General features: G+C 73.8%; 27 protein-coding genes. 7 read left to right on the top strand and 20 right to left on the bottom strand.

Features of this window, described 5'->3' with window-relative positions:
- Positions 1-3: 3 nt before the first annotated feature.
- Complete coding sequence (locus BKA22_RS09300) at positions 4-378, bottom strand: VOC family protein (RefSeq protein ID WP_146953154.1); 375 nt, start codon at positions 376-378, stop codon at positions 4-6.
- 165 nt (positions 379-543) lie between these two features.
- On the opposite strand from BKA22_RS09300, the gene BKA22_RS09295 reads away from it, so the two are divergent.
- Positions 544-972: a ScoMcrA-related endonuclease gene (locus BKA22_RS09295; RefSeq protein ID WP_218866607.1), complete on the top strand. Its 429-nt coding sequence runs from the start codon at positions 544-546 to the stop codon at positions 970-972.
- A gap of 21 nt (positions 973-993) precedes the next feature.
- On the opposite strand, the gene BKA22_RS09290 is transcribed toward BKA22_RS09295, so the two are convergent.
- From BKA22_RS09290 to BKA22_RS09265, 6 genes are all read right to left on the bottom strand, one after another.
- Positions 994-1,692 (bottom strand): hypothetical protein, encoded by a 699-nt coding sequence (locus BKA22_RS09290; RefSeq protein WP_146953156.1) that lies wholly within the window; start codon positions 1,690-1,692, stop codon positions 994-996.
- 180 nt (positions 1,693-1,872) lie between these two features.
- Entirely contained in the window at positions 1,873-2,247 is a 375-nt protein-coding gene (locus tag BKA22_RS09285; protein ID WP_146953157.1) for a PH domain-containing protein, read from the bottom strand.
- Positions 2,248-2,372: 125 nt separating this feature from the next.
- Positions 2,373-2,828, bottom strand: coding sequence for a TY-Chap domain-containing protein (locus tag BKA22_RS09280; RefSeq protein WP_146953158.1), 456 nt, complete (start codon positions 2,826-2,828; stop codon positions 2,373-2,375).
- An 88-nt stretch (positions 2,829-2,916) separates the two neighbouring features.
- On the bottom strand, positions 2,917-4,629 hold the full coding sequence (locus tag BKA22_RS09275; protein ID WP_179561721.1) for a carboxypeptidase-like regulatory domain-containing protein: 1,713 nt from the start codon (positions 4,627-4,629) through the stop codon (positions 2,917-2,919).
- Positions 4,630-4,823: 194 nt separating this feature from the next.
- Positions 4,824-7,013: a YhgE/Pip domain-containing protein gene (locus BKA22_RS20150; RefSeq protein ID WP_146953160.1), complete on the bottom strand. Its 2,190-nt coding sequence runs from the start codon at positions 7,011-7,013 to the stop codon at positions 4,824-4,826.
- Between the two features lie 5 nt (positions 7,014-7,018).
- Positions 7,019-9,883: an MMPL family transporter gene (locus tag BKA22_RS09265; protein WP_146953161.1), complete on the bottom strand. Its 2,865-nt coding sequence runs from the start codon at positions 9,881-9,883 to the stop codon at positions 7,019-7,021.
- Positions 9,884-10,087: 204 nt separating this feature from the next.
- On the opposite strand from BKA22_RS09265, the gene BKA22_RS09260 reads away from it, so the two are divergent.
- On the top strand, positions 10,088-10,798 hold the full coding sequence (locus BKA22_RS09260) for a TetR/AcrR family transcriptional regulator (protein WP_146953162.1): 711 nt from the start codon (positions 10,088-10,090) through the stop codon (positions 10,796-10,798).
- Positions 10,799-10,865: 67 nt separating this feature from the next.
- On the opposite strand, the gene BKA22_RS09255 is transcribed toward BKA22_RS09260, so the two are convergent.
- From BKA22_RS09255 to BKA22_RS09225, 7 genes are all read right to left on the bottom strand, one after another.
- Positions 10,866-13,619: an FtsX-like permease family protein gene (locus tag BKA22_RS09255; protein ID WP_179561720.1), complete on the bottom strand. Its 2,754-nt coding sequence runs from the start codon at positions 13,617-13,619 to the stop codon at positions 10,866-10,868.
- Positions 13,619-14,356, bottom strand: coding sequence for an ABC transporter ATP-binding protein (locus tag BKA22_RS09250; protein WP_146953164.1), 738 nt, complete (start codon positions 14,354-14,356; stop codon positions 13,619-13,621). The genes BKA22_RS09255 and BKA22_RS09250 overlap by 1 nt, the downstream gene beginning before the upstream one ends.
- Positions 14,353-14,985, bottom strand: a complete 633-nt coding sequence (locus BKA22_RS09245) for a PadR family transcriptional regulator (RefSeq protein ID WP_146953165.1) — start codon at positions 14,983-14,985, stop codon at positions 14,353-14,355. The genes BKA22_RS09250 and BKA22_RS09245 overlap by 4 nt, the downstream gene beginning before the upstream one ends.
- A 70-nt stretch (positions 14,986-15,055) precedes the next feature.
- On the bottom strand, positions 15,056-15,391 hold the full coding sequence (locus BKA22_RS09240) for a hypothetical protein (RefSeq protein ID WP_146953166.1): 336 nt from the start codon (positions 15,389-15,391) through the stop codon (positions 15,056-15,058).
- Positions 15,392-15,464: 73 nt separating this feature from the next.
- The gene (locus BKA22_RS09235) at positions 15,465-15,845 is read right to left on the bottom strand and encodes a YchJ family protein (protein ID WP_146953390.1); all 381 of its coding nucleotides are present in this window, start codon (positions 15,843-15,845) and stop codon (positions 15,465-15,467) included.
- A gap of 37 nt (positions 15,846-15,882) precedes the next feature.
- Entirely contained in the window at positions 15,883-16,560 is a 678-nt protein-coding gene (locus BKA22_RS09230; protein ID WP_146953167.1) for a hypothetical protein, read from the bottom strand.
- A complete protein-coding gene (locus BKA22_RS09225) occupies positions 16,553-17,263 on the bottom strand; it encodes a SigE family RNA polymerase sigma factor (protein WP_223203598.1) in 711 nt (236 codons plus the stop codon). The genes BKA22_RS09230 and BKA22_RS09225 overlap by 8 nt, the downstream gene beginning before the upstream one ends.
- A 96-nt stretch (positions 17,264-17,359) precedes the next feature.
- On the opposite strand from BKA22_RS09225, the gene BKA22_RS09220 reads away from it, so the two are divergent.
- The 5 genes from BKA22_RS09220 to BKA22_RS09200 all read left to right on the top strand — a co-directional run bounded on the left by BKA22_RS09220 (position 17,360) and on the right by BKA22_RS09200 (position 20,326).
- Positions 17,360-17,779, top strand: a complete 420-nt coding sequence (locus BKA22_RS09220) for an MmcQ/YjbR family DNA-binding protein (protein WP_179561719.1) — start codon at positions 17,360-17,362, stop codon at positions 17,777-17,779.
- 178 nt (positions 17,780-17,957) lie between these two features.
- Entirely contained in the window at positions 17,958-19,091 is a 1,134-nt protein-coding gene (locus tag BKA22_RS09215; RefSeq protein ID WP_146953168.1) for a class I SAM-dependent methyltransferase, read from the top strand.
- Between the two features lie 64 nt (positions 19,092-19,155).
- Positions 19,156-19,551: an ArsR/SmtB family transcription factor gene (locus BKA22_RS09210; RefSeq protein WP_146953169.1), complete on the top strand. Its 396-nt coding sequence runs from the start codon at positions 19,156-19,158 to the stop codon at positions 19,549-19,551.
- Positions 19,548-20,036, top strand: coding sequence for an SRPBCC family protein (locus BKA22_RS09205; RefSeq protein WP_146953170.1), 489 nt, complete (start codon positions 19,548-19,550; stop codon positions 20,034-20,036). Before BKA22_RS09210 ends, BKA22_RS09205 begins: the two co-directional genes overlap by 4 nt.
- A complete protein-coding gene (locus tag BKA22_RS09200) occupies positions 20,033-20,326 on the top strand; it encodes a hypothetical protein (protein WP_146953171.1) in 294 nt (97 codons plus the stop codon). Before BKA22_RS09205 ends, BKA22_RS09200 begins: the two co-directional genes overlap by 4 nt.
- Before the next feature lie 18 nt (positions 20,327-20,344).
- Here the strand turns inward: BKA22_RS09200 and BKA22_RS09195 are convergent, their stop codons facing one another.
- The 6 genes from BKA22_RS09195 to BKA22_RS09170 form a co-directional block, all read right to left on the bottom strand.
- The gene (locus tag BKA22_RS09195; RefSeq protein ID WP_146953172.1) at positions 20,345-20,893 is read right to left on the bottom strand and encodes a methyltransferase family protein; all 549 of its coding nucleotides are present in this window, start codon (positions 20,891-20,893) and stop codon (positions 20,345-20,347) included.
- Between the two features lie 160 nt (positions 20,894-21,053).
- A complete protein-coding gene (locus BKA22_RS09190; RefSeq protein WP_146953173.1) occupies positions 21,054-21,248 on the bottom strand; it encodes a hypothetical protein in 195 nt (64 codons plus the stop codon).
- 167 nt (positions 21,249-21,415) lie between these two features.
- Entirely contained in the window at positions 21,416-22,273 is an 858-nt protein-coding gene (locus BKA22_RS09185) for a hypothetical protein (RefSeq protein ID WP_146953174.1), read from the bottom strand.
- Positions 22,270-22,818, bottom strand: a complete 549-nt coding sequence (locus tag BKA22_RS09180) for an RNA polymerase sigma factor (protein WP_179561718.1) — start codon at positions 22,816-22,818, stop codon at positions 22,270-22,272. The genes BKA22_RS09185 and BKA22_RS09180 overlap by 4 nt, the downstream gene beginning before the upstream one ends.
- A gap of 60 nt (positions 22,819-22,878) precedes the next feature.
- Positions 22,879-23,979 (bottom strand): fatty acid desaturase family protein, encoded by a 1,101-nt coding sequence (locus tag BKA22_RS09175; RefSeq protein WP_146953176.1) that lies wholly within the window; start codon positions 23,977-23,979, stop codon positions 22,879-22,881.
- A gap of 40 nt (positions 23,980-24,019) precedes the next feature.
- Positions 24,020-24,400: a LapA family protein gene (locus BKA22_RS09170; protein ID WP_146953177.1), complete on the bottom strand. Its 381-nt coding sequence runs from the start codon at positions 24,398-24,400 to the stop codon at positions 24,020-24,022.
- Positions 24,401-24,537: the final 137 nt, after the last annotated feature.

Genomic DNA, 24,537 nt, shown 5'->3' with positions numbered 1-24,537 from the left:
CGCTCAGACCGATCCGCCGGCGTCGGTCGTGCCCTCGTAGAGACCGACCTCGTTGCCGTCGGGGTCGACGAACGCCGCCCACCAGCTCGTCGGGCTGATCTCCGACTTCGGCATCGCCACCCGGCCGCCCTGCGCCGTGACCTTCGCGAGCGTGTCGTCGATCGAGTCGACCTCGACGTAGGAACGCGGAGAGCGGAAGTCGTCGCTGCGGGGGGCGAGGCCGCCGCCGCTGATCTTGTTGGGCGCCTGCCACATGGGGTAGCCCTCGTAGCCGGGGAAGTCGCGGATGTCCCAGCCGAACAGCTCACCGTAGAAGGCCTTCGCCCGGTCCACGTCGCCGACCGGGATGTCGATGTGCGTGATGTCGCCGTGTGCCATGCCAACCCCCCAGGACCGGCGCCCGCGTCGGTGCGGACGCGTCCGGCCCACCGTAGGCACGAGCCGCGCGGACCGCACGTGGCGGGACCCGGACGGCAGGACCCCGGTGGACGGGAGCAGGCCCGCGGCGACGTACGCTCATTTGTCGTGGCCACGTTCTCCTCTGTGTCGAAGCAGCATGTCCTCCAGGCGATCGCCGAGCACGACGACCGGGGTCGCGAGGAGTTCCTCCAGCTGTACGGCTTCGCGCCGTCGTACGAGCACACGCTCGTGCACGAGGGCCGCAGCTACGACGCGAGGGCCCTGCTCGGCCTCGCCCATCGGTTCGCCACCGGTCGCCTGGCCAGCTCGGACGAGTTCGACAGCGGCCCGGAGGCAGCCGTCGCGATCCTGCGCAAGCGCGGGTTCGAGGTCACCGAGCCCGCGGGCGTCGTCCGAGCGGCGCCGGTGCGAGCACCGCGCGCACCCCGCGCCCCGCGCGCACCCCGGACCCCCGTCGCGCGGCCGTCCGCCGTCCGCGAGGCCCCGGTCCTGATCTGCCCGACGTGCTCGATGGCCCTCCCGGCCACCGGCCGCTGCGACAGCTGCGACTGAGCGAGGCGGGTAGGGCGGTCCTCACGGGGCGTCGTCCCAGTGGTTCAGCCCGTCCGAGGTGTAGGTGGTGCCGTCACTGTCGGTGATGCTGATGTCGACATCGAAGTCCTCCCCCGCGAGGAAGATCCGCTCGAGCTCGTCGAAGCGGTCCCAGCGCTCCTGGATCGTCGCGTCCAGCTCCGCCGGGTCGTCGCTGGTCGTCGTCATGAACTTCAGCGCGCCGTTCTCGTCGGCGAGCAGCAGCAGGAAGTCGTGGACGTAGTTCAGGCCCTCCTGCGTGCGCGGGACGAGCTCGTAGATCGTGCCGTCGTCGACCATCGCCAGGTAGGTGTCGCTCAGCTCCTGCCCGTGCGCGACGAGCGGGTCCCAGCCCGGTCGTTCGGTGATCGGGTCCCCCTGCGCCTCCCAGCCGACGTCCGTCGCGGAACCGCCGTGCACGCTCGAGCCGAGGCCGGAGAGCCCTCGGACCAGCGCGACGACGAGCAGTGCGAATACCACCCCGGCGACACCCAGCACGACGAGCACCAGGACGAGTCGCCGACGCGTCTCGGACGACGGCTCGGCTGACGCGTCGTCAGGACGGGGCGCGTCATCAGGACCGATGGCGTCGTCAGGACCGGGCGCGTCGTCAGGTGCGTCTCGCGGGCCCGACCCGCCCACGCCCTGGGCGAGCAGCGGCGGATAGACGGGCACGGGGTCCGACGTGACGGGCGACGACATGAGCAGGGTCCTGTTCTGGTCCGGCCCGCAGAGGTCAGGGCCGGCCCCGGGCTCGGTGAGACGGGACCGTCCGGCACCCGGCCGCCGCAGGCTACCGACCTCGGGCGGGTGCCCGTGCGGCGCCTCCACAGGCCCCCGGACGGCAGGGGCGGACGTGGAGGCGCCCGACGGAACCGCGCCTCAGAGCACGTGCTCCCCGAGGACGCGGCTCACGCCCCGGATGTCGACGCCGCGACCGAACTCGAGCCGGACGCGGCCCAGGCTGGAGAACCACAGCTCGAGCTCGGACTCCAGGTCGAACGTGCCGGCCGTCTCGATCGAGAACGCCTGCACCTTGCCGTAGGGCAGCGAGGTCATGTCCTTCTTCTTGCCCGTCATGCCCTGCGTGTTGATCGCGATGATCCGCCGGCTCGTGAACGTCACCGAGTCACGCACGCCCTTGAACGCCAGCTGGACGACCTCGTCCGGGACCAGCAGGTCCTGCAGGTCCTCACGCGCCTTGTCCGCATCCCACTCGGTCAGCTTCTTGAACGACGCGTTCTCGAAGTCGATCACGTGCACCTCCTTGGTCGTGCTCCCCCGACGGGCGTCGCGGCGAGTCCGCGGCTCAACCTAGCGATCCGCCCGGGGCGCAGGAACGGCCCGCACCCCGGTCGCGGGCGACTGGGGCGAGGCGAGGGTCAGTGCCCGCCGGTCAGCTCGAGCGGTCCGGAGGGGTCGAGCCCCAGCGAACCCAGCGAGGCCACGAGCAACGCGGCGACCGCGGTTGCCGCAGTGACGGGCTCCTCATGCCGATACGCCGGTCCGCCCATCGACTCGTAGCCGGCATCGCCTGGTGCGGACCACCCGAGCGCGCGCAGCCGGGCATCCGTCGCCGCGTCCACCGGGTACGGGCCGCCGAACGACTGCGCCCCGACGCACTCCGCGCCGAACCAGTCGCCGTCCCGTCGCACCTGGACGAACCGGGTCGGCGTCGGCGCTGCACGACCACCGAGCAGGCCACGCAGACCAGCGTGCCGCGTGCGCACGGGCTCGGGTTCGCCGATCACCACGAAGGCGCCGTCGGACAGGCCTGCGAGCGCGCGCGCCACGGCGTCCCGCACCTTGTCCCAGGTCGGGGCGGACACGTCGGTCATGGGGCCTCCTTGGGGACGGGACCTGCCCACCCTAGGCGTCCTTCCAAGAGGCCCCAGCTGGCCGGACGGCTCGCCCGTGACCGCCCGGCTACGCGCTCGGGACGAGCCCGCCCGCGAGCGCTGTGAGCACCACGTCGATCCCGCTGCTCACGGAACCGGCGGTCACGACCACGTCCGCGGCCCCGAAGAGGTCGGCGGAGGCCGGGTAGAAAGCAGGGGCGTAGACGGGTTCCGTCCCGTAGTCGTCGATGCCCACCCGGTACGTGCCGGACGGGAGCGCGCCGATCCGGTAGGCGCCGTCCGTGCCGAGCCCTGTCGCGGTGACGTACGACCAGGAGACCGACCCGTCGATCTCGTCGGCCCGGTAGACGCTCACGTAGGCCGTCGGCGGCACCTCACCGGCGCCCGCCACGGTCACGGTGCCGCTGATCACCCCGGCGGCGGACATCCGGACATCGAGGCCGTCAACGACCGCGGCATCGACGACCTGGACCGAGGTCGCGGAGCCGACGTCCGAGGCCGACGGGTAGTAGGTGGTCAGGTGCGTGCCGGCGGGGTCGCCGAAACCGAGCCGGTAGGTGCCGTCGGCCACACCGGCGACCTCGTAGGAGCCGTCGAGGCCTGTGACCCCCGAGCCCGCGTAGTACCAGAGGGAACCCCACTCGGAGTCCACGAGCTGGAAGGCCGTGACGTCGACACCGACGACCGGGGCGCCCCCGTCGCTGCTGACGGTGCCACGCAGAATCCCACCGGTGACCGGGTCGTCGGGGTCAGCCCAACCGCCCAGGACGAACCTCGCATCGATGCCGGCCAGGCGCCCACCGCCCTCGACGGTCAGCGTGCTGGCGTCGGCGAGTGTGTCCACGCCCGGGTAGAAGGTCGTGTAGCTGGCAGGTGCGCTGAACGAGACCCGGTATCCGCCGGGGGCCAGCCCACCGAGGACGTAGGAGCCGTCGTCAGCGGTGAGGGTCTCACTCACCAGGCTGTAGTTGGCGCCGTCCATCGCGTAGGCGGTCACCCTGGTTCCGGGGATGGCCGCACCCGACTCGTTCGTCACGGCTCCCGAGATCTGCGCCGGCGCCGCCAGCGTCGCGTCGATGTGGGTGACGCTCTTCCCGACCGCGACCGCTATCCCCGTTGCCTGCCACGTCGTGCCGACGCCGGGGTAGTACTGCACGACGAACGGGGACGGGGTCGCCAGGCTCTCGAAGCCGATCCGGTAGATGCCCGCAGGCAGACCGCGCAGGGTGTAGCCGCCGCTCGCGGTCGTCGTGGTCGTCCCGGTCGAGATCCACACGCCGATGCCGTCGACGAAGAGGTCGGCCGTGACCTGGATCCCCGGGACGGCGTCGCCGTTCGCGTCGCGCACGACACCGCTGATCTGCGACTCCGGCCGGAGCGCAACGTCCACACCGCGGGTCGTCCGCCCCGCCCGGACGGTGACGTCGTCCCCCTCCAGCACGCTGGGCGCCGCCGGCTGGTACTGCGCGGCCAGGCCCGTGCCCTCGCGCGGGATCACGTGCACCCGGTACGTGCCGGCCGACACGGCGGTGGCCGTGTAGCGGCCGTCTTTGCCTGTGGTCGCGGACGCCACCAGCCGCGTCTCGCCGTCCGGGTCGAGCACCTCGAGCACCTCGACCCGAGCGCCGACGACCGGACGCCGGGCGGTGTCGGTGACACGGCCGACGACCTTCCCTCCGTCCGCGGCGGAGGCGTGTCGTTCGTCCGCCCGCGCCGGCGACCCCGCAGCGGCCGTCACCAGGAGGCAGAACGCCCCGACGACTGCGGTGAGCCTGACCACCCACGAGGCCCATCGCGCCCCTGCTGACGACATCGGAACCACGCCCACGACGACCCCCTGGAACACGCTCGGACGGGGGTCGACACCCCCGTGGATGGGGCGAGCGTAACGACGCGCCGACCTTCCTGTGTGCGAACTGAGGATCGAGATGTGTCCGTGACCTGCACAGACGCCAGCGGCCAGCCGCGGGCGGGTCAGGCGGCGCGCGTCCAACGGGCGAGCTGACCGGCAGGGACCACGCGCCGGCGGGCCACCGCCGACATCGTCAGGGCCAGGCCGAAGAGCGTCCAGACGAGCAGCAGCACGATCGCGCCGCCGACCCCGCCGTCGCCGAGCACCACGCCCTGCAACCCGTCGAGGGCGGCGTTGAGCGGCAGCACGCCGGCCACGTCCACGAGCACCGACGGCACGGTCGAGATGACGGCCGTTGCGAGGCCGATCACGGCGATCACCACGGACACGAACCGACCGATCCCGCCGAGGACCGCGACGAGCCCTTGGTTGACGGCGGCGAACGCGACGCCGGCGAGCACGGCCACCGACGCGAACGCGACCCAGCCGCCCGGGCTGAGGTCGAGCGCACCGGCCATCACGGCCGTGATCGCCAGCCCCTGCAGGATGCCGACGAGCGCGCCGGGGGCGAACTGCTGCAGCGTGATGACCGCTGACGGCTGCGTGGATCCGAGGGTCTTGCGGCCGACCGCGCCGATGACGACGAACGTGGCCAGCGCCCCGAGCCAGAGGGCGACGGTCGCGAGGAACGGCACGCTCGTGGAGCCGAACAGGGCGGCCTGGTCCTCTTCGCCCTCGTCGGCGACGACCGGGGTGCCGAGCACGTCGGCCATCGTCTGCGCCTCGTCGTCGGTGTAGGTCGGGACCTGGTCGACGGCCTGGTCGAGGCCGGAGGCGAGCTCGTCGGTGCCGGAGGACAGGTCGCCGGCGCCTGAGCCGAGCTGGGCCGCACCGGTCGACAGGTCGGTCGCACCGGTCGCCGCGCCGTGCATGCCCGAGGCGAGCTGGGCCGCGCCGGTGGCGGCCTGACCGGCGCCGTCGGCGAGCTGGCTCGCGCCGTCGGCCGACTGCTGCAGGTAGCCGCTGAGGGTGCCCAGACCGGTGGCGGAGGCGGAGACGCCGTCGACGAGCTGGTGCACGCCCGCGGTGAGCTGCGTGACGCTGCTGGTCAGCGGCGGGGTGGTCGCCGTGCCGACGTTCACCGAGGTGTTGAGCGCGGCGGCACCGGCCGCGACCTGGGCGGACAGCGCGGTGAGCGTGTCGTGCCCGGCAACGGGCGCCGTGCCCTGCTGGGCGACGACGATGTCCGCGGCGGCCTGGCACGTGTCCGGGACCCCGGCCACGCAGGCCTGGGTCGCCGCGTGCAGCGCGTCGAGCACGGCGGCGGCCGTCTGCTGGACGCCTGCGGTCCCCTGGGCGAGCCCGCTGACGCCGGTCGCCACACCCGGGTTCCCGTTGATCCCCGCGTTCAGCGCGTCCATGCCCGCCCCGAGCTGCTGGGCCTGCGGCACGGCGGCGTTCGCCGTCTGCGCGGAGGCCGCGGTCTGCGAGGCGATCTGGTCGAGCCCGTCGGCGAGGTCGTCGGCACCGTTGGTGAGCGCACCGACGCCCTGCGTGAGGTCGTCGGCCCCCGAGGCGAGCTGCGCCATGCCGTCCGCGAGCGAGACGGTGCCGGCGGCCAGCTCGGTGGTGCCGTCGGCGAGCTGCCCGGCGCCGTCGGCGACCTGGGCGGCGCCGTCGGAGGCCTGGCCGAGGCTGTCGTGCAGCGTGGTGAAGCTGAGGAACACGCTGTTCAGGGACGCGTTGGTCAGCTGGGTGTTGAGCAGGCTGACGGCCGTGCTGGTCACGGCCTGCGAGACGGCGCTGTCGACCAGCCGGGAGCGCTCGCTGGTGGCGATGTCGATCGTGGCCTGCACGGCGGCCGACGCGTCCCCGCCCGCGGCCGAGGTGGCTGCCGCGGAGAAGTCGGACGGGATGGTCACGACCGTGGCGTAGCGGCCGTCGACGAGCCCTTCGGAGGCGTCGTCCGCGTCGGTGATGACCCACGTGAAGTTCTGGGTCGAGGTCGACCCGGCGACGTCGGGCACCGCGTCGGTGTCCTCGCTCGCGCCGGAGCCCGTCGACGTCACGAGCGCGGACGTCAGCTGCCGTCCGAGCGGGACGGTCTGCCCGTTGAGCTGCACCGGGGTGTCGAGGTTCACCACGGCCGCCTGCATGCGGTCGAGGTGCTCGGTGGGCTGCCAGAGCGCCCAGGTCAGCAGCCCTCCAACGACGAGGGGGACGAGGACGAGGCCGAGGAGGGACACCCGGCCGGCGCGGCCGTGGGCCCGTGCGCGTTCGGGCTGCATGAGGATCGTGGACAGCTGCGGCATGGGGATCAGAGCGCCTTCGCGAGGTCGGTGCGGTCGACGAGGACGACGTCGTGCGTGCGGACGTCGGCGGGCAGCAGACCCGCGAGGCCGTCGGGTGCCAGGCAGCTGACGACGAGGGTGAGGGGGCGCCCGCCCGTGGCGGCCGCGGCCCGTGCCGCGACGAGCTCGGTCGCCACGGCGTGCCGCAGGGCCGGGTCGGCGACGGTGTCGAGGTCGTCGACCACGACGATCGGCGCCGCGGTGGCGAACGCCTCGCGCAGCACGCCCACGGGGTCGAGCGCCCGGGCAAGGGGCGCGACGGCCACCCGCCCCCGGATGGCCGGCGCACGTTCGGGGGCGACGAAACCCGCGACCTTGAGCGTCCCGGACTCGGCGTGCGCGCGTCCGGCGAGCGTGAGCAGCAGCGCGGTCCGTCCGCTGCGGTGCGGCCCGGCGACGACGAGGACGTCGCCCTCGGGCACCCGGAACGACACGTCGGCGTACAGCGGGTGCCCGTCGGGCGCGTCGAGCCGCAGCCCGTCGGCGGCCAGCGCGTCGGTGGCCCCGGGTTCGGGCCAGTCGGCGAGCGTGATCTCGCGGGCCAGGCTCTCGCCCTCGACGTCGAACGAGGGCAGCGCGCGGTCGAGCCAGCGCGGCATGTGCCAGGCCCGGTCGCCGAGCAGGTGCAGCACCGCGGGCACGAGCGTCATGCGCACGACGAACGCGTCCACGGCCACACCCACGGCCAGGCCGAGCGCGATCGGCTTGATGTTCACGTCGCCCTCGGGCACGAAGGCCACGAACACGGAGAACATGATGATCGCGGCGGCCGTCACGACCTTGGCCGAGGACACGAACCCGGTCGTGACGGCCCGGCGGGCGTCGCCGCCGTGCACGTAGTCCTCGCGCATCCGGGAGACGAGGAACACCTCGTAGTCCATCGCGAGGCCGAACAGCACGCCCATGAGCACGATCGGCATGAAGCTGATCACGGGTCCGAGCCGGTCCACGCCGAGGGCGTCGGCGCCGTAGCCCTGCTCGAAGACGAGCGCGATGACGCCGAACGCCGCCCCGACGGACAGCAGGTACCCGACCGTCGCCTTCAGCGGCACCCACAGCGACCGGAACACCATCGTGAGCAGCACGAACGAGAGCCCGACGACGAAGATGCCGAACGGCAGCAGGGCCGCGCCGAGCAGGGCCGAGATGTCGATGCCGACGGCCGTCGTGCCGGTCACGGCGATGTCGACGCCGTACTTCTGCTGCAGCTCGTCGTGCCGGTCGCGGATGTCCTGCACGAGCTGCTTGGTCTCGGCGGAGTCGGGCCCGCCCTCGGGGATGACCTGCACGATGCCGGTGTCGGCGTTCTGGTTCGGGGTGGCCAGCGGCACGGCGGCGACGCCGGCCATCGGCTCGATCTCGGCCTGCAGGTCGGCCATCAGTCCGAGCGGGTCGGTCGAGCCGACGATGGTGGTGGTGACGATGAGCGGCCCGTTGTACCCGGGGCCGAAGTACTCGGCCAGCAGGTCGTAGGTGACCCGGGCGGCCGACCCCTCGGGCTGCGAGCCGGCGTCGGGCAGCGCGAGCCGCAGGTCGCGGGCGGGCAGCGTGAGCGCACCGAGCCCGAGGACGACGAGCAGGATCGTCACGACGGGCCACCGGGTCACGGTGCGCACCCAGCCGAGGAAGAACCGGTTGTGCCCCTCGGGTGCGACGACGGGGTCGTGCCGGTGGTCGACGGGTGCGGCCGCTGCGGCACCCGTCGTGGCACCGGCGGTCTCCGACGCCTCGACGGCCGGCGCGGATCCCGCGGCCTTGTGAGCGGCGGCCCGCTCCGTCCGGCGGGCGGCCTTGCGGTCGCGGCGGTACCCCGGACGCAGCCGGTCCCCCGCGAACCCGAGCAGGGCGGGGGTCAGGGTGAGCGCGATGACGACGGCGATCCCGACCCCGCACGCGGCTGCGACGCCCATCACGGTGAGGAACGGGATGCGTGCGACGGCCAGCCCGACGAGCGCGATCATCACGGTGAGCCCGGCGAACACGACCGCGGACCCGGCGGTGGCCAGCGACCGGGCGGTCGACTCCTCGGGGTCCATGCCGGCCCGCAGCTGGCCCTGGTGCCGGGAGATGATGAACAGCGCGTAGTCGATGCCGACGGCCAGGCCGAGCATGAGCGCGAGCAGCGGTGTCGTCGAGGAGATCGTCGCGAACGCGGTGGCGACGTAGATCGCGGACATGGACAGCGCGACGCCCAGCAGCGCCGTGAGCAGCGGCATCCCGGCGGCGAGGAACGAGCCGAACGTGATGATGAGGACGACGAGCGCGATGACGACACCGAGGCCTTCGGTGATGCTCACGGTCGGCACCTGGTTGCCGTAGAGATCACCCCCGAGCGAGACCTGGGAGCCGTCCGGCAGCTCGCCCTCGAGCGTGTCGGTGATCCCGGAGACCGCGTCGAGGAGCTCGGTGCTGACGGTGTTGCTCTGCCCGGAGACCTGGATGGTGACGACGAGCGCCTGGCCGTCGTCGGAGATCGCGCCGGTGACCGTGTCGCTGTAGGGGTCGGTGACCGCGGAGACGCCGTCGACCTCCCCGAAGGCGGTGACGGCGGTCTCGACGGGCGTCTGCACGCCCTCGTCGTGCACGTCCTGCCCGTCGGGGGCCACGACGACCAGGCTCGCGGAGGTGCCGCTGACCTGCGGGAACGTGCGACTGAGCTGGGCGAGCGCCTCGCCGGACTCGGTGCCGGGGATGGAGAACGTGTTGTCGGTGCCCTGGTTGAACAGCGCCGCGCCGGCGCCCATGAGGACGAGCACGACGACCCACAGGACGGCGACCCTGCGCCTGGCGCGGAACACCGCGCGGCCGAGGCGGTAGAGCACGGAGGACACGGTTGCTCCCGGTGTGAGGAAGGCGGGGCCGCGCGGCGACCCCCGGTTCGATACGCCGTCGTATCCGATACGGGAACGTATCCGATACATTCGTGCATCGGCAACTAGACTGACGCTGCCGACGCGACAGCACGCGGGTCGGGACGAGCAGGGGGCGGGTCAGGACGACCGAGGAGCCTCCGTCAGAGGATCGAGGTGCAGGACATGACCGGCCACGACGACGCCGGCACCGGCGACCCTGCCGGTTCCCCTGCCACTCCCCCTGCTGCTTCCCCCGTCGCGCCCCCCGAGTCGGCACGCCGCCGACGCACGCGCGAACGCCTACTCGATGCAGCGTACGAGGTCTTCGCCGAACAGGGCGTTCATGCGGCCACCGTCGAGCAGGTCTGCGAGCGCGCCGGGTTCACCCGCGGCGCGTTCTACTCGAACTTCTCCACCAAGGAGGAGCTCTTCTTCGCGCTCATGGAACGTGAGCACGAGCTGCGCCTGTCCAGCCTCGACGAGCAGGTCGACGCCCTGCGCCCGCAGCTCGAGGCCGCCGTGCAGCCCCTCGACGAACCGACCATCGGCGCCCTCGTCCTGGCCCTCATGCGCGGACCGTTCGACAACCGGCAGTGGTGCCTGGTCACCGGCGAGTTCGCCCTCCTCGCCATGCGCGACCCGTCGGTGTCGACCGAGTTCCTCGCCTACCGCGACCGGTTCCGCTCGTCGCTCGTGCCGATCGTGCACCGGGCCCTGGACCGGGCCGGGCGCGAGTTCGTCCTCGAGACGCAGCAGGCCCTGCAGATGATCACCGCGGTCTACGAGGACGCCCTGCGCAGCGCCGTGCTCGCCGGCCAGGACGCCGTCGACGAGGAGCTCAGCGGGACGCTCGCGCGCGCCGTGCTGGTGCTCACCCGTCCGACCGACGCCTGACGGCACCTCCGGCACCTCCGGTCGGGCGTCGCGGACCGTCCCCCTCCGGACGGCCCGCGACAAGACCTCACGCAGCCAGCCGGCGGACCAGTGGCAACCGTGACCGCGTGAGGACGAACGCCCCGAGCATCGCCAGGACGGGCATCCCGATCAGGATCGCGGCCACCGCGGGCCAGGGCGTGACGATGACCAGCTGCGGAGCGATGACGTCCCACTGGTTCCCGCCCGCCGTGACGAAGACGCGACCGAGCAGCAGGCCCGTGAGCACACCGAACCCGACCCCCACGATCGTGAGCACGCCCGCCTGCGCAGCCGCCACCCGACGACGCACGAGCGGCGGGGCACCGACGGCGGCGAGCGTCGCCAGGTCGGGCCCGATCTCGGCCGCGGCGAGCGCGACGGACGTACCAGAGGCCGCGAGCCCGAGCAGCAACGCGCTGAGCACCACGACCCACACCCCGGCCGACGAACCACCGTTCCAGCCACGCTCCACCTGCACGCCCAGCTCCGGGACGGCGGTCGCGAGCGCGACGACCGCGGCCCGCTCCTCTGCCCCGGTCGGCAGGCTGGTCGTCGAGGCGACCAGCCCGACCGGGCGCTGCCCGGCTCCGATCTCCTCTGCGACCGCCGGCGGGAGCACCAGCGCGAACTGCGCAACGTTGCCCAGGTCGGCCGCCACGCCCGGAACGTCGATCGCGGTGACCGTCTCGCTCTGACCGCCCTCCGTACGGACGACCTCAAGGTGCACGGTCCCGTCCGGCTGCAGGTCGAGTGCCTGGGGCACCACGACCGCGCCCGAGGCGAGCGCATCCGCCGCGCGGGCGGCCGCGCTGCCGCCGAGCAGACCGATCGCGGTGCCGTCATCGACGATCACCGAGGCCCCGGTCGCCGGCGACACCCACGCGAGGCTCCCCCCGGTCGACCTCGTGCAGCGCGGGTCGGACCGGGCGGAGCGGAGGTCGGTGTCGCCACCGAGCGGGGAGAACAGCGGGCAGACGTTCGCCGGCGGCGTCACGGCCTGCACCCAGTAGCTGACGGTCGCGGACTCGCCCGGGAACTGCACCGAGCTGACGGTCGCGGTCCGGTCGACCGGCAGCGTGCCACGCAGCACGTCGCTCGCCGACGCGACGTCCCCGGCGTCCAGCTGTGCCGCGTCGACGATGCTGCCCGACGCACCGACGGCCACCGTCCCGACCTGACCGATCGGGGTGTACTGGGCCGCCTGGTGCTGCTGGTCCGAGGCCACGTAGACGATCCCGGCGGTGGCTCCGGCCATCGCGGCGATGATCGCGGCGACAGCCGGGGCCGTGCGCCCCCGCTGGCGGGCCGCGTCCCGCACCGCGAACCGCCCGGCGACCCCGAGCCACGGCGAGAGCCGGCCGATCAGCGTGACCAGCCCGCCGGAGGCCAGGACCAGGCCCAGCTCGAGCGCCAGGACTCCCGCCACGAGCAGCGCCGTCCGCGCGAAGGTCGCACCGACGACGGCCGCCACCGCGCCCGCCACGAAGACCAGCAGACCGATGACCGGCACACCGCGGCGAGGGGGCACCTCGACCCGGCGACCGGCCAGGGCCGCCACGACGTCCACCCGTGCCGCACGGCGTGCCGGGAGCCACGCGGCTGCCGCCGAGACGACCGTGCCCAGCGCCACGAGGAGCGGCAGCGGCCACCACAGGACACGCAGCCCGGGGAACGGCGGCGCGTCGGCGACGAGCCCGCTCACCCCGACGACCACGGCGGCCAGCGCGAGGCCCGCGACCACGGCCAAGGCCGAGGCGACCAGCCCGACGATCACACCACCGAGCAGGACGACCTGGCTCAGGGTCCGCCGCTCCGCACCGGCGGCTGCGAGCAGAGCGAGATGTCGTTCGGAGCGCCGGGCACCGACCGCGAACGCGGGACCGATCAGCAGCACGGCTTCGAGCACGGCGACGACGGCCAGGAGCGCACCGAAGGCGACCGTCCGCCCGTCGAGCCGTGCCGTCGTCCCCGGCAGCGGGTCGACCGCCGGCGGGTCGAGCAGAACGGCACGGCTCGTCACCATCGAACCCACCGCGTTGACCGCCCGCACGTCCGACCACGTCACCGGGTCCTCGCCGAGCACCCACCACGTGGGCCAGACCTGCTGGCCCGGCTCCACCGAGGTCGGCGGGTCCCACAGGGTCCCCTCGACGACGACCACGTCCGACGCCCCGCGTGACCGGGCGAGCACGCCCGCAACGGTCAGCGAGACCGGGTCCTCGCCCGGCGCGTCAACGGTGAACTCGTCGCCCACCCCGACGTCGAGCGTCCGGGCCCACCTCGCGGAGAGCAGCGCCTCCCCCACACCGGTCGGCAGCGCTCCCTCGCCCACCGGGACGCTGATGACGTCCGCGATGTCCGCCGCCGGCACCTGCCGCACCTGCACGTCCTGATCCGGGGCACGGTCGGCGGTGCTCAGCCGGCCGTAACCCTCGAGGGTTCGCACGAGGCGGTCCGCCTCGGGCAGCGCGGCGGCGAGATCGGACTCGTACTCTGCGAGCGACGGGGCCCCCTGCGCCCCGTCGCTCGCAGTCCCGCCGCCCGACCTGCCGTCCGCGTTCTGCTCGACGGGACCGCCGGCGTAGGAGTCCACCCGCGCCTGCGCGACCGAGCCGAGCCGGTCCTGCAGGTCCTGCTCGGGCGTGGGCACGGTCGAGCGGTAGAGGGTGCCGCCGGCGGCGCCGACCAGGACGGGCAGCCCCACCATGACCGCGACGAGCGCCGTGCGACCGCGGCTGCGGGCGGCGTCCCGGCGCGCGAGACGACCGGCGGTCCGCAGACCGCCCCACCACCGCCGCATTAGCGTTCGCCCGCGCCGGCGAGCAGCGACTCCGGGCCGTGCACCCCGCCCGTGGAGTCCACGACGACGCCGTCCCGCAGGAACACCGTCCGGTCGGCCCACGCGGCGAACCGGGGCTCGTGCGTGACCAGCAGCCCGGCCGCCCCGGCGTCCACCCGGGCCCGCAGCACCCGCATGATGTCCTCGCCCGTCGTCGAGTCGAGCGCACCGGTGGGCTCGTCGGCGAGCACGAGCCGACGCGGGCCGACGAGCGCCCGCGCGATGGCCACGCGCTGCTGCTGACCGCCGGACATCTCCTCCGGGAACCGGTCCGCGAGCGGGTCCAGGCCCACCTCCGCGAGCGCGGCGATCGCCTCGCTGCGGGCGGTGCGCAGCGGCACGCCGTCCAGCTCACGCGGCAGGGACACGTTCTCCACGGCCGTGAGGGCCGGGATGAGGTTGAGGTCCTGGAACACGTAGCCGACCGACCGCCGGCGCAGCGCCGCACGGGCCTTCTGGTCGAGGCCGGTCAGCTCCGTGCCGTCGAGCACGACCGAGCCGGCGGTCGGGGTGTCGAGCCCGCCGGCGATGTTGAGCAACGTCGACTTGCCCGAGCCGGAGGCGCCCATGACCGCCACGAGCTCGCCGAGCCGGACCTCGAGGCCGACGCCGCGCAGCGCGTGCACCGCGACCTCGTCGCTGCCGTGCACCCGGGTGACGTCGGCCAGCGTGAGCAGGACGGGCCCTGCGGGGCTCATCGGACGGTCCGCCGCTCGGACGCCGCTGCGGTCGCGGTACGCGCGGACTCGTCGCGCACGTCGTCGGGTCCCTCGCTCGTCGGCGTGGCAGGACGGCCCTCGGACGCCGCCCGGGACGCTCGTGCCTCGACGTGGTCGAGCCAGCGCACCTCGGCCTCCGCGGCGAACACGAGGTGATCGAGGACGAGCGACCATGCGAGCTCGTCGGCCGCACCCGGTTCGGTCGGGGCGGACTTCAGGCGCGTGTAGTCGTGCAGCGCGCGCATCGACTCGCGGCGCTGTCGCTGGATCACGTCGCGGACGTCGACGCCCGGCGCGGTGACCGCCAGCGCGAGCTTGATGACGAGCTCGTCGCGCGCCGGTGCCCCGCGCTCGACGGGTCGCGACCACCACGCGGTGGCCTCGGCCCGGCCGGTGTCGGTGAGCCGGAACCACTCGCCGTCATCGTCCGGCTCGGCGGGCGCGTGCTCGACCAGGCCGTCCCGGACCAGTCGCTGCACGGTCGTGTAGACCTGCCCGATGTTGAGCGGCCACGTGCCGCCCGTGCGCTGCTCGAACTGCTGACGCAGCTGGTAGACGCGCATCGGCTGCTCGGCGAGCAGCGCGAGCATCCCCTGACGGATCGACATCTGACGGGCCCCCTGGATCGACTGACTTACCGAGTAACCATGGATGAGGTTACCCGGTAATCACCCACCGTCAACCCGCCGCCCGACGGCCGACCCACAACCGCTGCGACGTGAGCCCTCCCCCGTCGCAGTCGTGCACCGTCAGCACCTCGACCAGCACCAGGTCCGGCGTCACGCGCGCACGGTCCTCGGCCCACGCGACCGCGCCGAGCACGTCGACACCACGCAGCTCGTACGTCTCCTCATGGCTCGACCAGGTCGTGCCACCGTCCGCCACGTCGTACGGCGTGCCGGTCCACAGCGCCACGCGGAACCGCGGCGGTCGCCCCTCCCGGTTCACGTCCCGCGGGTCGACCAGGACGGCCTCGACGGCCGACCCGTGGCTCCGCTCGGAGTCCTCGCCCATCGTTCCTGCCCTCTGCCACGCGACCTGCACGGGCTCCGCAGACTGCTCGTGCGCCGATCCTGCCGCCGACGGATCAGGGCTGCACGTCGCCGTCGACGTAGGACCAGCGGCCGCCCTCGCGGACGAACCGGCTGCGCTCGTGCAGCCGTCCCCGCCCGTCGGACGTCCGGTAGGCGGCGACGAACTCGACCGTGCCCGTCTCGTCCCACGGCCCGCCCGCCGAGGTGCCCAGGACGGTCAGCCGCCGCCACTCGACGTCGTCGTCCAGGTCGAGCTCGGCCGGTCGGGTCGAGGGGTGCCAGGTGGCCAGCAGGTAGGCACGGTCGCCGACCGCGAACGCGCTGTACCGCGAGCGCATGAGCGCCTCCGCGGTCGCGGCCGCACGAGAGCCGTCGAGCACCGGACCGCAGCAGGCGTCCCACGGGTCACCGGAGCCGCACGGGCAAGGGGTCATCGGCTGCACCCGTGCAGGGTAGCGACGCGACCTCCCGTCAGGGTTCCTCGGGGAACATCACCAGGCACGCGTAGAGCGCAGCACCGAGCGCGTCCTGGTCGGCGCCCTGCGGGCCGACCCGCCAGCCGCCCTCACCGACCGCGGCAAAGTGCCAGCCGCCACGGTCCTGCATGCACCTGTCCATCCGTGCAGGCCAGCGATCCGAGGGGATCACCCTGACCAGGTCGACGTCGGGCACCTCCGCGAGGGCGAACAGCTCGACGACCGAGTCCGCGGTCATCGGCCCGAGCTCGAGGTAGTCGTCCGGGGTCTTCGCGGCGGCCGCCGCCTCGGCCGCGATCCGCGCCGCCTCGCGCTGCGCGAGCAGCTCCTCGACCGCGCGGTCGTGCTCGGCCTCACGCCGCGCGTCCTCGACGAGGTCCGTCAGCGCGGCCGCCCCGTCGGACGGCGACGGCGAAGGCGTGGCCGACACGCCGGTGGCGGTCGGCGCCACCGCGGCCGGCGTGGGTCCCGGGACGACGTGCGGGAGCATCAGCACAGCGCCGAGCACCCCGATCGCGAACGCCCCCGGCACCCCCACCGCCCGGACCGCCCGACGGCGCCGCCCCCTGCGCAGCGCCGTCGGCACGTCCACGGACACGTCCGGTGCGCCGTCCGTGGCACGGGCGAACACCTCGCGCGCCCACGTCGCGTCCTGCTCGTCCACCTCACGCACGTCGCCCGACCTCCTCCGCTGCACCCGTCACGGTTCGCCCGGTCGTCCCCGACCCGGACGCGCCGCCCTCTGCTGCCCGGACCGGCTGGCCTGCCGCCGTGCCGACGACCCGGTCGCCGTGCGCGCCGAGCTCGGTCATGGTCGAGCGCAGCCGGCGTAGTCCCCGAGACGCCTGCGTCTTCACCGTGCCGACCGTGACCCCGAGGTCGTCGGCCACCTCCCGCTCGGACAGCCCGACCATGTACCGCAGCACCACGACGCGCCGCTGGCGGGGGCTGAGCAGCATGAGCGCGCGCACGAGCGCGTCGCGTTCCTCGACGCCGCCACCCGCGCCGTACCCGACGGCCGCGCGCTCGGGCAGGTCCGTCGGCGCGAGCAGGACCTCGCGACGACGACGCCGCCACAGGTCGATCCGGGCGTTGGAGAGCACCCGGCGGGCGTAGCGCAACGGATCGCCCTCCCTCGCACGCGGCCAGGCGACGTAGGTGCGCACCAGCGCGGTCTGGACGAGCTCGGCGGCCTGGTGCGTGTCACCGCACAGCAGCCAGGCCAGCCGAGCGAGCGGCTCGCGCGCCTGGGCGGCGAACGCGGTGAACTCCGCGTCACGGTCGCGTCGACCGGCGGTCGTGAGCACCACGTCGACGTCGGCCGCCGACGCCTCCGCGCCCGGCTCGGGCCACGCGTCCATCACGAGTGCTGTCACACCCCTTCCACGCACGGCACGAGCCTCAGGTTGACACCGACCGGGCCCCACCGAGGCGCGCGGGTCCCTGTCGGCGGGGCCGAGCATGATGGGCGGGTGCTCCCCGCCCATCACGACGCCGCCGCCTGGTGCCACAGCACGTGCCTGGCGCTGCCCGGCGCGACGCAGGACAACCCGTTCGGCCCGGAGACGGACGTGTTCCGGGTGCACGGCAAGGTGTTCGCGCTGCTCATGCACGTCCCACGGGTCAGCGAGCACATGATCGTCAACCTCAAGGCCGAGCCCGACGAGGTGCCGCTGCTCGTCGCCGAGCACGAGGCCGTGCTGCCCGGGTACCACATGAACAAGAAGCACTGGGTGAGCGTCGTGCTGGCCCCGGACGTCGACCGTGCGCTGGTGGCCGAGCTCGTGGAGGACTCCTACGACAACGTCGTCGCCGGGCTCCCGCAGCGACTGCGCTCCACGCTCCGCTCGCTCGGCCCGGGGCAGGCCGGGCGGTCGCTCGCGGACGGCTGACACCCGGCCCGGCCGACAGCCCGCGAGGGGGCGGACGAGACCGGCCGGGTAGTCTCGGGGCGCCCGTCAGCACGGCGACGCCGACACCCGGCCGCCCAGGACCCGGCTCTGTCGTCCGCGCCCCGCGCGACGCGCCCGGTTCGAGGACCGACGGACCCGACCGCAGGGAGCACCACCGATGGCCGACTTCTCGTTCGAGGCGCTGCGCCGCTTCCCCGACGTCGAGGCACCTAACCTGGTCGCGGTCGACGCGACCGACCGGCTGATCCTGGACGAGGCGGCGGAGGCGCTCGCTGCGGCCCCCACCGGGACGGTCGTCGTCATCGGTGACCGCTACGGCGCTCTCACCCTGGGCGCGGCGGCCCTGCACGGCGCGACGGCCGTCCGCACCCACCAGGACGCGCTGACCGGCGAACGAGCGCTGGCAGCCAACGCCGACCGCGCCGGGCTGACGGACACCTTCACCTCGCACGACCTGGACGCGACGCTCCTGACCGGCGCCCGGGTCGTGCTGCTGCAGCTGCCGAGGTCCTTGGACGCGCTCGACGAGATCGCCGCGCTGGTCGCCGAGCATGCCGACCCGCAGGTGGTGGTGGTCGCCGGCGGCCGGGTCAAGCACATGTCGGTCGCGATGAACGAGGTCCTGGGCCGATACCTGGGCACGGTCGAGGCCCGGTTGGCCCGGCAGAAATCGCGCGTGCTGGTCGCCTCCTCACCCCGCCCGGCCGCGGAGCGCCCGACGACGACCTGGCCAGCGTCCGAGCACCACGCGGAGCTGGGCCTGACGATCTGCGCGCACGGATCGGCGTTCGCGGGGACCCGTCTCGACCTCGGCACCCGGTTCCTGCTCGGCTCGCTCGACGCGATGGCTCCCGACGCGACCCGTGCCGTCGACCTGGGCTGCGGCACCGGTGTCGTGGCCGCGGCACTGGCCGTGGCGCGTCCTGCGCTGCAGGTCGTGGCGACCGACGACTCCGCGGCCGCCGTCGCCTCGGCGCTGGCGACCGCCCGGGCCAACGGGGTGGCCGACCGGGTCGAGGTGCTGCGCGACGACGCCGCGGCGACCCTGCCCGACTCCTCGGTCGACCTCGTGGTGCTCAACCCGCCCTTCCACGTGGGGGCGTCGGTGCACACCGGGGTCGCGCACAAGCTCTTCGCGGCGGCCGGGCGCGTGCTGCGACCGGGCGGTGAGCTGTGGACGGTGTGGAACTCGCACCTGCTCTACCGGCCGGCGCTCGAGCGGGCGGTGGGTCCGACGCGCCAGGTGGCGCGCAACGCCAAGTTCACGGTGACCGCCTCGACAAAGCGTTAGTTGCCACTTACGTAAGTCAGATGCGACACTCGTCTCGGTTACCGTCCGAACGAGGAGCCGCACCATGACCGAGCCGCTCGACGACGCCCTTCGCGCCGTCGCCGAACCTCGACGACGCGCGATCCTGCACCTCGTTGCGGACCGCGAGCTCCCGGCCGGCGAGATCGCCGCCGAGTTCGACATCAGCCGCCCGGCGGTGTCGCAGCACCTCGGCGTCCTGCGCTCCGCCGGCCTCCTGCACGAGCGTCGCGACGGCACCCGGCGGCTCTACCGCGCCGACCTCTCGGGCCTGGCGCCGTTGCGTCTCTTCCTCGAGGACCTCTGGTCGACGTCGCTGGACACCGCCCGCGAGCTCGCCGAGGCTGAGATGAACGAGGTAGGGACGAACGAGGTAGGGACGAACGAGGTAGGGCCGGCCCGGACGGGCGACCGTTCCGCCGCCGCCAGGCACGCCGGATGACCGCCGAGCCGATCCGCCGATCGACGCTCGTGCGCGCCGGTCGACCGCACACCTTCGACACCTTCGTCCGTCACATCGGCCGGTGGTGGCCCGTGCGCCCGTACTCACTGGGCCAGGACCAGGTCGTCGACGTGACCTTCACCCCCGAGCTCGACGGTCGGGTGTTCGAGACGCGCGGCGACGGCACCACCGCGACCTGGGGCCACGTCCTCCTCTGGGAGCCACCGACCCGGTTCGCGCTGAGCTGGGAGGTCTTCGCCGGCGGCACCGAGGTGGAGGTCCGGTTCCAGGAGCTCGGACCGCAGCTCACCCGGGTGGAGCTCGAGCACCGAGGCTGGGAACGCCTCTCGCCCGAGCAGCTGCGCACCACCACGAGTGCTGCCGGCGGCTACTCCCGCGGCTGGCAGGTCATCCTCGCCGCCCTGACCACGACCAGCGAGCACCCGTATCAGTCAACGGAGCACCAACCGGAGGGACGACCATGACCCGCATCCTCATGCACGCCGTGCACCAGCCCCGACCCGAGCACGTCGACGACCTGCTCGCCGCGATGTCCGCGATCAACACCGCGGCCGACGGCCTGGACGGCCTGGAGCACATCGGCGCCTTCCAGGACCCCGCCACCGGGAAGATCGTCGCGATCTCGCTGTGGGGATCGATGGAGGCGCTCCAGGCGGGAGCCCCGACCCTTCTCGCCGGGGCGGACGGCCTGCCGTTCGACCGGTGGGAGGACGGCGAGCCGGAGCTGTCCATGCTCTCCGAGGTCGCCCGCTGATCCCTGCGTGCCGGGAGGTCACCGCCCGCCGCGGCGTCGACCTCCCGGCACGAACCTCGGTGTCCGCGCGGCGTACTCCCGGTACCCCGGGAACGCCCGCGCAAGGCGCTCCTCCTCCCAGCGGGCCTTCCCGCGCAGCAGCACCACCAGAACCACGAAGGCCAGCGCCCGGGGCACGCTGCCCGACGCCACCGTGAACGAGCCGGTCGTCAGCAGCAGGCCCGTGTAGATCGGGTGCCGCACGGCCCGGTACAGCCCCCCGGTGCGCAGCACCGCGTGACGGTTGGGCAGCGGGACCGCCGTCAGCCCGCGCCCCAAGGCCGTTCCTGCCAGCACCATGACCACCAGACCGACCGCCACGCCCGCCGCGCACAGCACGCGCAACCACGACGGCACCGGCCAGGCCTCGCCACCCGGCAGCAGCACGAGCAGGGCGAGCAGCACCATCTGGGCGGCCACGAGAAGCCGTGCCGTGCGCACCTCCGCCGAGGTCGCCTCGTCGCCACCGGCCCCTGAGGGATCGGGCGGCACGTCCGGTGCACCAGGCACGCGCGGGGCAGCGGTCACCCGCCCATCATGCGCCGGACGGGCACCGAGTCGCTCGGGGCCGCCACGGCGCGGGGACGACGAAGGGCTCGTGACCCGGTCGGCACCGGAGCACGAGCCCTCGACGGCAGCCCGGCTGCTCGTCGGCCGCCCTGCGAGGCGGCAGCTCAAGGGGTTCGGGTCAGTCACGACGCCCGTCGTCGGAGACCCGGCGCAGCCCCACCGGCGCGGCACCGGCGGGCGCGGTCGCCGGTGCGTAGCCGGCCACCGGGAGGTCGGCGTGATGCCCTGCGGCGCCCGGAGCGCACTCCTCGGACCGACCCGGACCGAGCCCGCTCAGACCGGTGAGGACCGTCGTCAGGACTGCCGCGTTCATCAGGACCCTCCCTCGACCCGTCGCCCTCGGGGACGACCTCGCCGGACACGGTCCGATCGCCGCCTCCACGACGGTCATCGCACCACCCGTACCTGCAGGTACTGGCCTGAACGGGTGAAAAAGCGACAGGGTGGCCACGGCTACGCCCGGGGGCGAGCACCGCAGCACTACCCGTCCGCGGGCCGTCCTGCGGACGTCGGCCTGCCGGCAGGCTCGGCCGGTGCGGCGGGGACCGCAGGCGCGGCAGGCGCGGCGGCGGACCCGTCCGCCCGCCCCGGTGCCGTGGTCGCACCTCGACCGGTCGCGGGCGTCGCCGGAACCGCGGGCACGGCAGGGACCGCCTTCCCGACCCCGCCCGAGGACGCAGCCTCGCCGGGGGTCTCCTGGCCGCTCGCCCCGACCCCGCCGTCGGTCGCCGGACCGGTCTCTCCGGTGTGCCCGGGCGCATCCGCGGACCGCCCCGGCGACGCTGTCGGTGCGACTGTCGGTGCGGCTGTCGGTGCGGCCGTCGGGGACGCGCCGGGCTCCGGCGTCACGGACGGCACCGCCGACGGCGAGGGCGACGAGGACGGCACCGGCACGTCCGTGCCGCCCTCGTCCACGCCGAGCACGTCGAGCACGTCGGACACCACGGCGGACGCCGGGCGCTGGACCGCGTCCGGCACGACGTCCAAGGTCGCCGCGCCACCGACCGCAGCCATCGCGACCCCGGCCCCGAGCAGGACCTTGGCGGCGAGCCCGAGCCCGAGGAGCCGGCGCACCGTGCGGCGACGCATCGCGAGCAGCCTCGCGGCGGGCGCCGAGGCCCGCTCCGCGGCGAGCGGGGTGACAGGTGGGAGGCCGTCGCGCAGCACGGCCTGCAGCGCCTGGCTGGGACGCGGTGCCGGACCGGCGTCAGGGCTTGCGGAGGCGCGCAGCGCGGCAACGAGGTCGACGAGGGCCGGGTCCTCGTCCGTGGAGCGACCCGTGAGGAGCCGCTCGTCCTGTCGCGCCTGCACGTCCAGGTCATCGTCGACGTGGCTCACAGGGGTACGCCCTCGGTGACGAGCTGCCGTCGCAGGGTCGCCAGACCCCGACGCTGCAGCGCCTTGACCGCGCCGGGCCGCTTGCCGACGACCGCCGCGACGTCCTCGACCGTCAGGTCGGCGACGACACGGAGCACGAGCACCTCACGCTGGTCGTCGGTGAGGGTGGCCAGCAGCTCCATCGCCCGGTCGGTGCCGACCGACTCCAGGGCACCGGCCTCCGCGCTCGGCGACGTGCGGGTGTCCTCCGCAGGCTCGTACGGCACGGGGGCGGGCGCACGCCCCCCGCGCCGCCAGCCGTCGACGACACGTCGGTGCGCGATCGTGAACACCCAGGACCGGAACTGCACCTGGTCGCCCGTGAACCGGCCCAGCCCGGTGAAGACGGCGAGGAACACCTCGCTGGTGACGTCCTCGACCTCGTGCACGCCCTTGGCCCGCAGGTACGCGGCGACGGGCCTGGCGAGGTCCTCGTAGATCAGGCCGACCGCGTCCCCCGACCCGGCGCGCGCTCGTTCGAGCACCGGGTCGAAGTCGTCGAGCACGCCGAAAGGATGCCCGACCCGCCACCGCCGCAGAAGGGAGGGGACCGGGCGAAACCCGGGTCAGACGCGCAGCTGCGTGGCCAGCGGGCAGGCCCACACGTCGGTCGCCCCACGGCCGACCTGGTTGATGTGGCTGGTCACGGCCTTGTAGGCCTGCGCGAGCGTCGTGGAGGTGTACCCCACACCGATCTCGTCGCAGTGCGCCCGGACGAGCGGGGCCACCCGGCGCAGGTGCGGGCGCGCCATCGACGGGAACAGGTGGTGCTCGATCTGGAAGTTGAGGCCGCCCATGAGCGTGTCGACCCCGCGCCCGCCGGAGATGTTGCGGCTCATGAGCACCTGACGGCGCAGGAAGTCGACCTTGACGCCGCGGGGCACCACGGGCATGCCGATGTGGTTCGGTGCGAACGCGAGCCCCATGGTCAGGCCGAACACGGCCAGCTGCACGCCGATGAACGCGGCCGCCTTGCCGGGCGGCAGCACGAGGAAGACGAGCACGACGTAGCTGCTCAGCCGAGCGGTGATGAACGACAGCTCGACCCAGCGCCGCTTGACGGGCCGACGGCCGAGCACGCGCCGCATGCCCTGCACGTGCAGGTTGAGGCCTTCGAGCAGCAGCAGCGGGTAGAAGAACCAGCCCTGCCGCTCGGTCAGCCAGCGCGTCAGCGGCGTCCGTCGGGCCTCGACGGCCTCGGACGTGAACGCGACGATCCCGGGGTCGATGTCGGGGTCGGTCCCGACGGTGTTGGGTGCCGCGTGGTGCTTGGTGTGCTTGTGCTGCCACCAGCCCAGGCCCATCCCGGCGTACAGGTTGACGACCACGAGCGAGACCCACTCGTTCCACCCGCCGGAGACGAAGATCTGCCGGTGCGCGGCGTCGTGCCCGAGGAACGCGATCTGCGTCATGAGCAGGGCGAGCGCGGTCGCGGTGACCAGCTGCCACCACGTGTCGCCGACGAGCACGAACACGACGGCGAGCCCGAGACCGGCCGCGGTCAGCCCGATGAGCTTCGTCCAGTAGTACCCGTAGGCGCGGCGCATGAACCCGGCCTGCTGGACGCGCTGGGTGAGGGCGGTGAAGTCGCTAACGTACTGCTCGCGGCGGTCGCCCGTGCGCGGCGGCGCCAGGACCCCCGGTCGTACCGCATCGGTCCCGGTCATCGTCGCTCCGCTTCCTCGCCGGCCCCGCAAGGGGCGTGGTTCACCGGCGCGGGAGGCGCCCGGGCATCGTGATCGTGCGCTCCTCCGCCAGACGGCGGCGCAGCTGCGCGGTCCGGAGGGACCCGATGACGAGAGCGACGATACCCACTCCCACGGCCACACCGAGGAAAAGGAGCGAGAGCGGCACGGTGGCGGTCCACGACAGGAACGTGACGTCGACGGGCGTCGGGTTCTGCAGGATCAGGACGGCCAGCGCCACGACCAGCAGCGTCGCCACGAGGACGCCGAACCAGGCCCCGCCGGAACCCCTCCGTTCGAGCCGTTCACCCGTGCGAAGCGACGCGGACGACATGAGGGGCATCGCCACGGCGGGAGCCATGCCGGCCGTGCGGCGCGGGGGCGGTGGGGGTTGGACGGGCATCGCGCCCTCCGGTGCTGGATCCGGGCCACCCCCTCGTCCGTGAGGTCGTGGAGCCCGGGCTGCTCCGAGAATACTCCGGCACACCCCGACGGGTCCCGGTCGGGACGTGCCGTCCCGCACTACCGTCGTCCCGGCAG

This window comes from Cellulomonas soli, assembly GCF_013409305.1.
Classification (GTDB): domain Bacteria; phylum Actinomycetota; class Actinomycetes; order Actinomycetales; family Cellulomonadaceae; genus Cellulomonas; species Cellulomonas soli.
The sequence above is the reverse complement of the archived record's forward strand: the minus strand, read 5'-3'. Positions and strand labels throughout refer to the sequence as shown.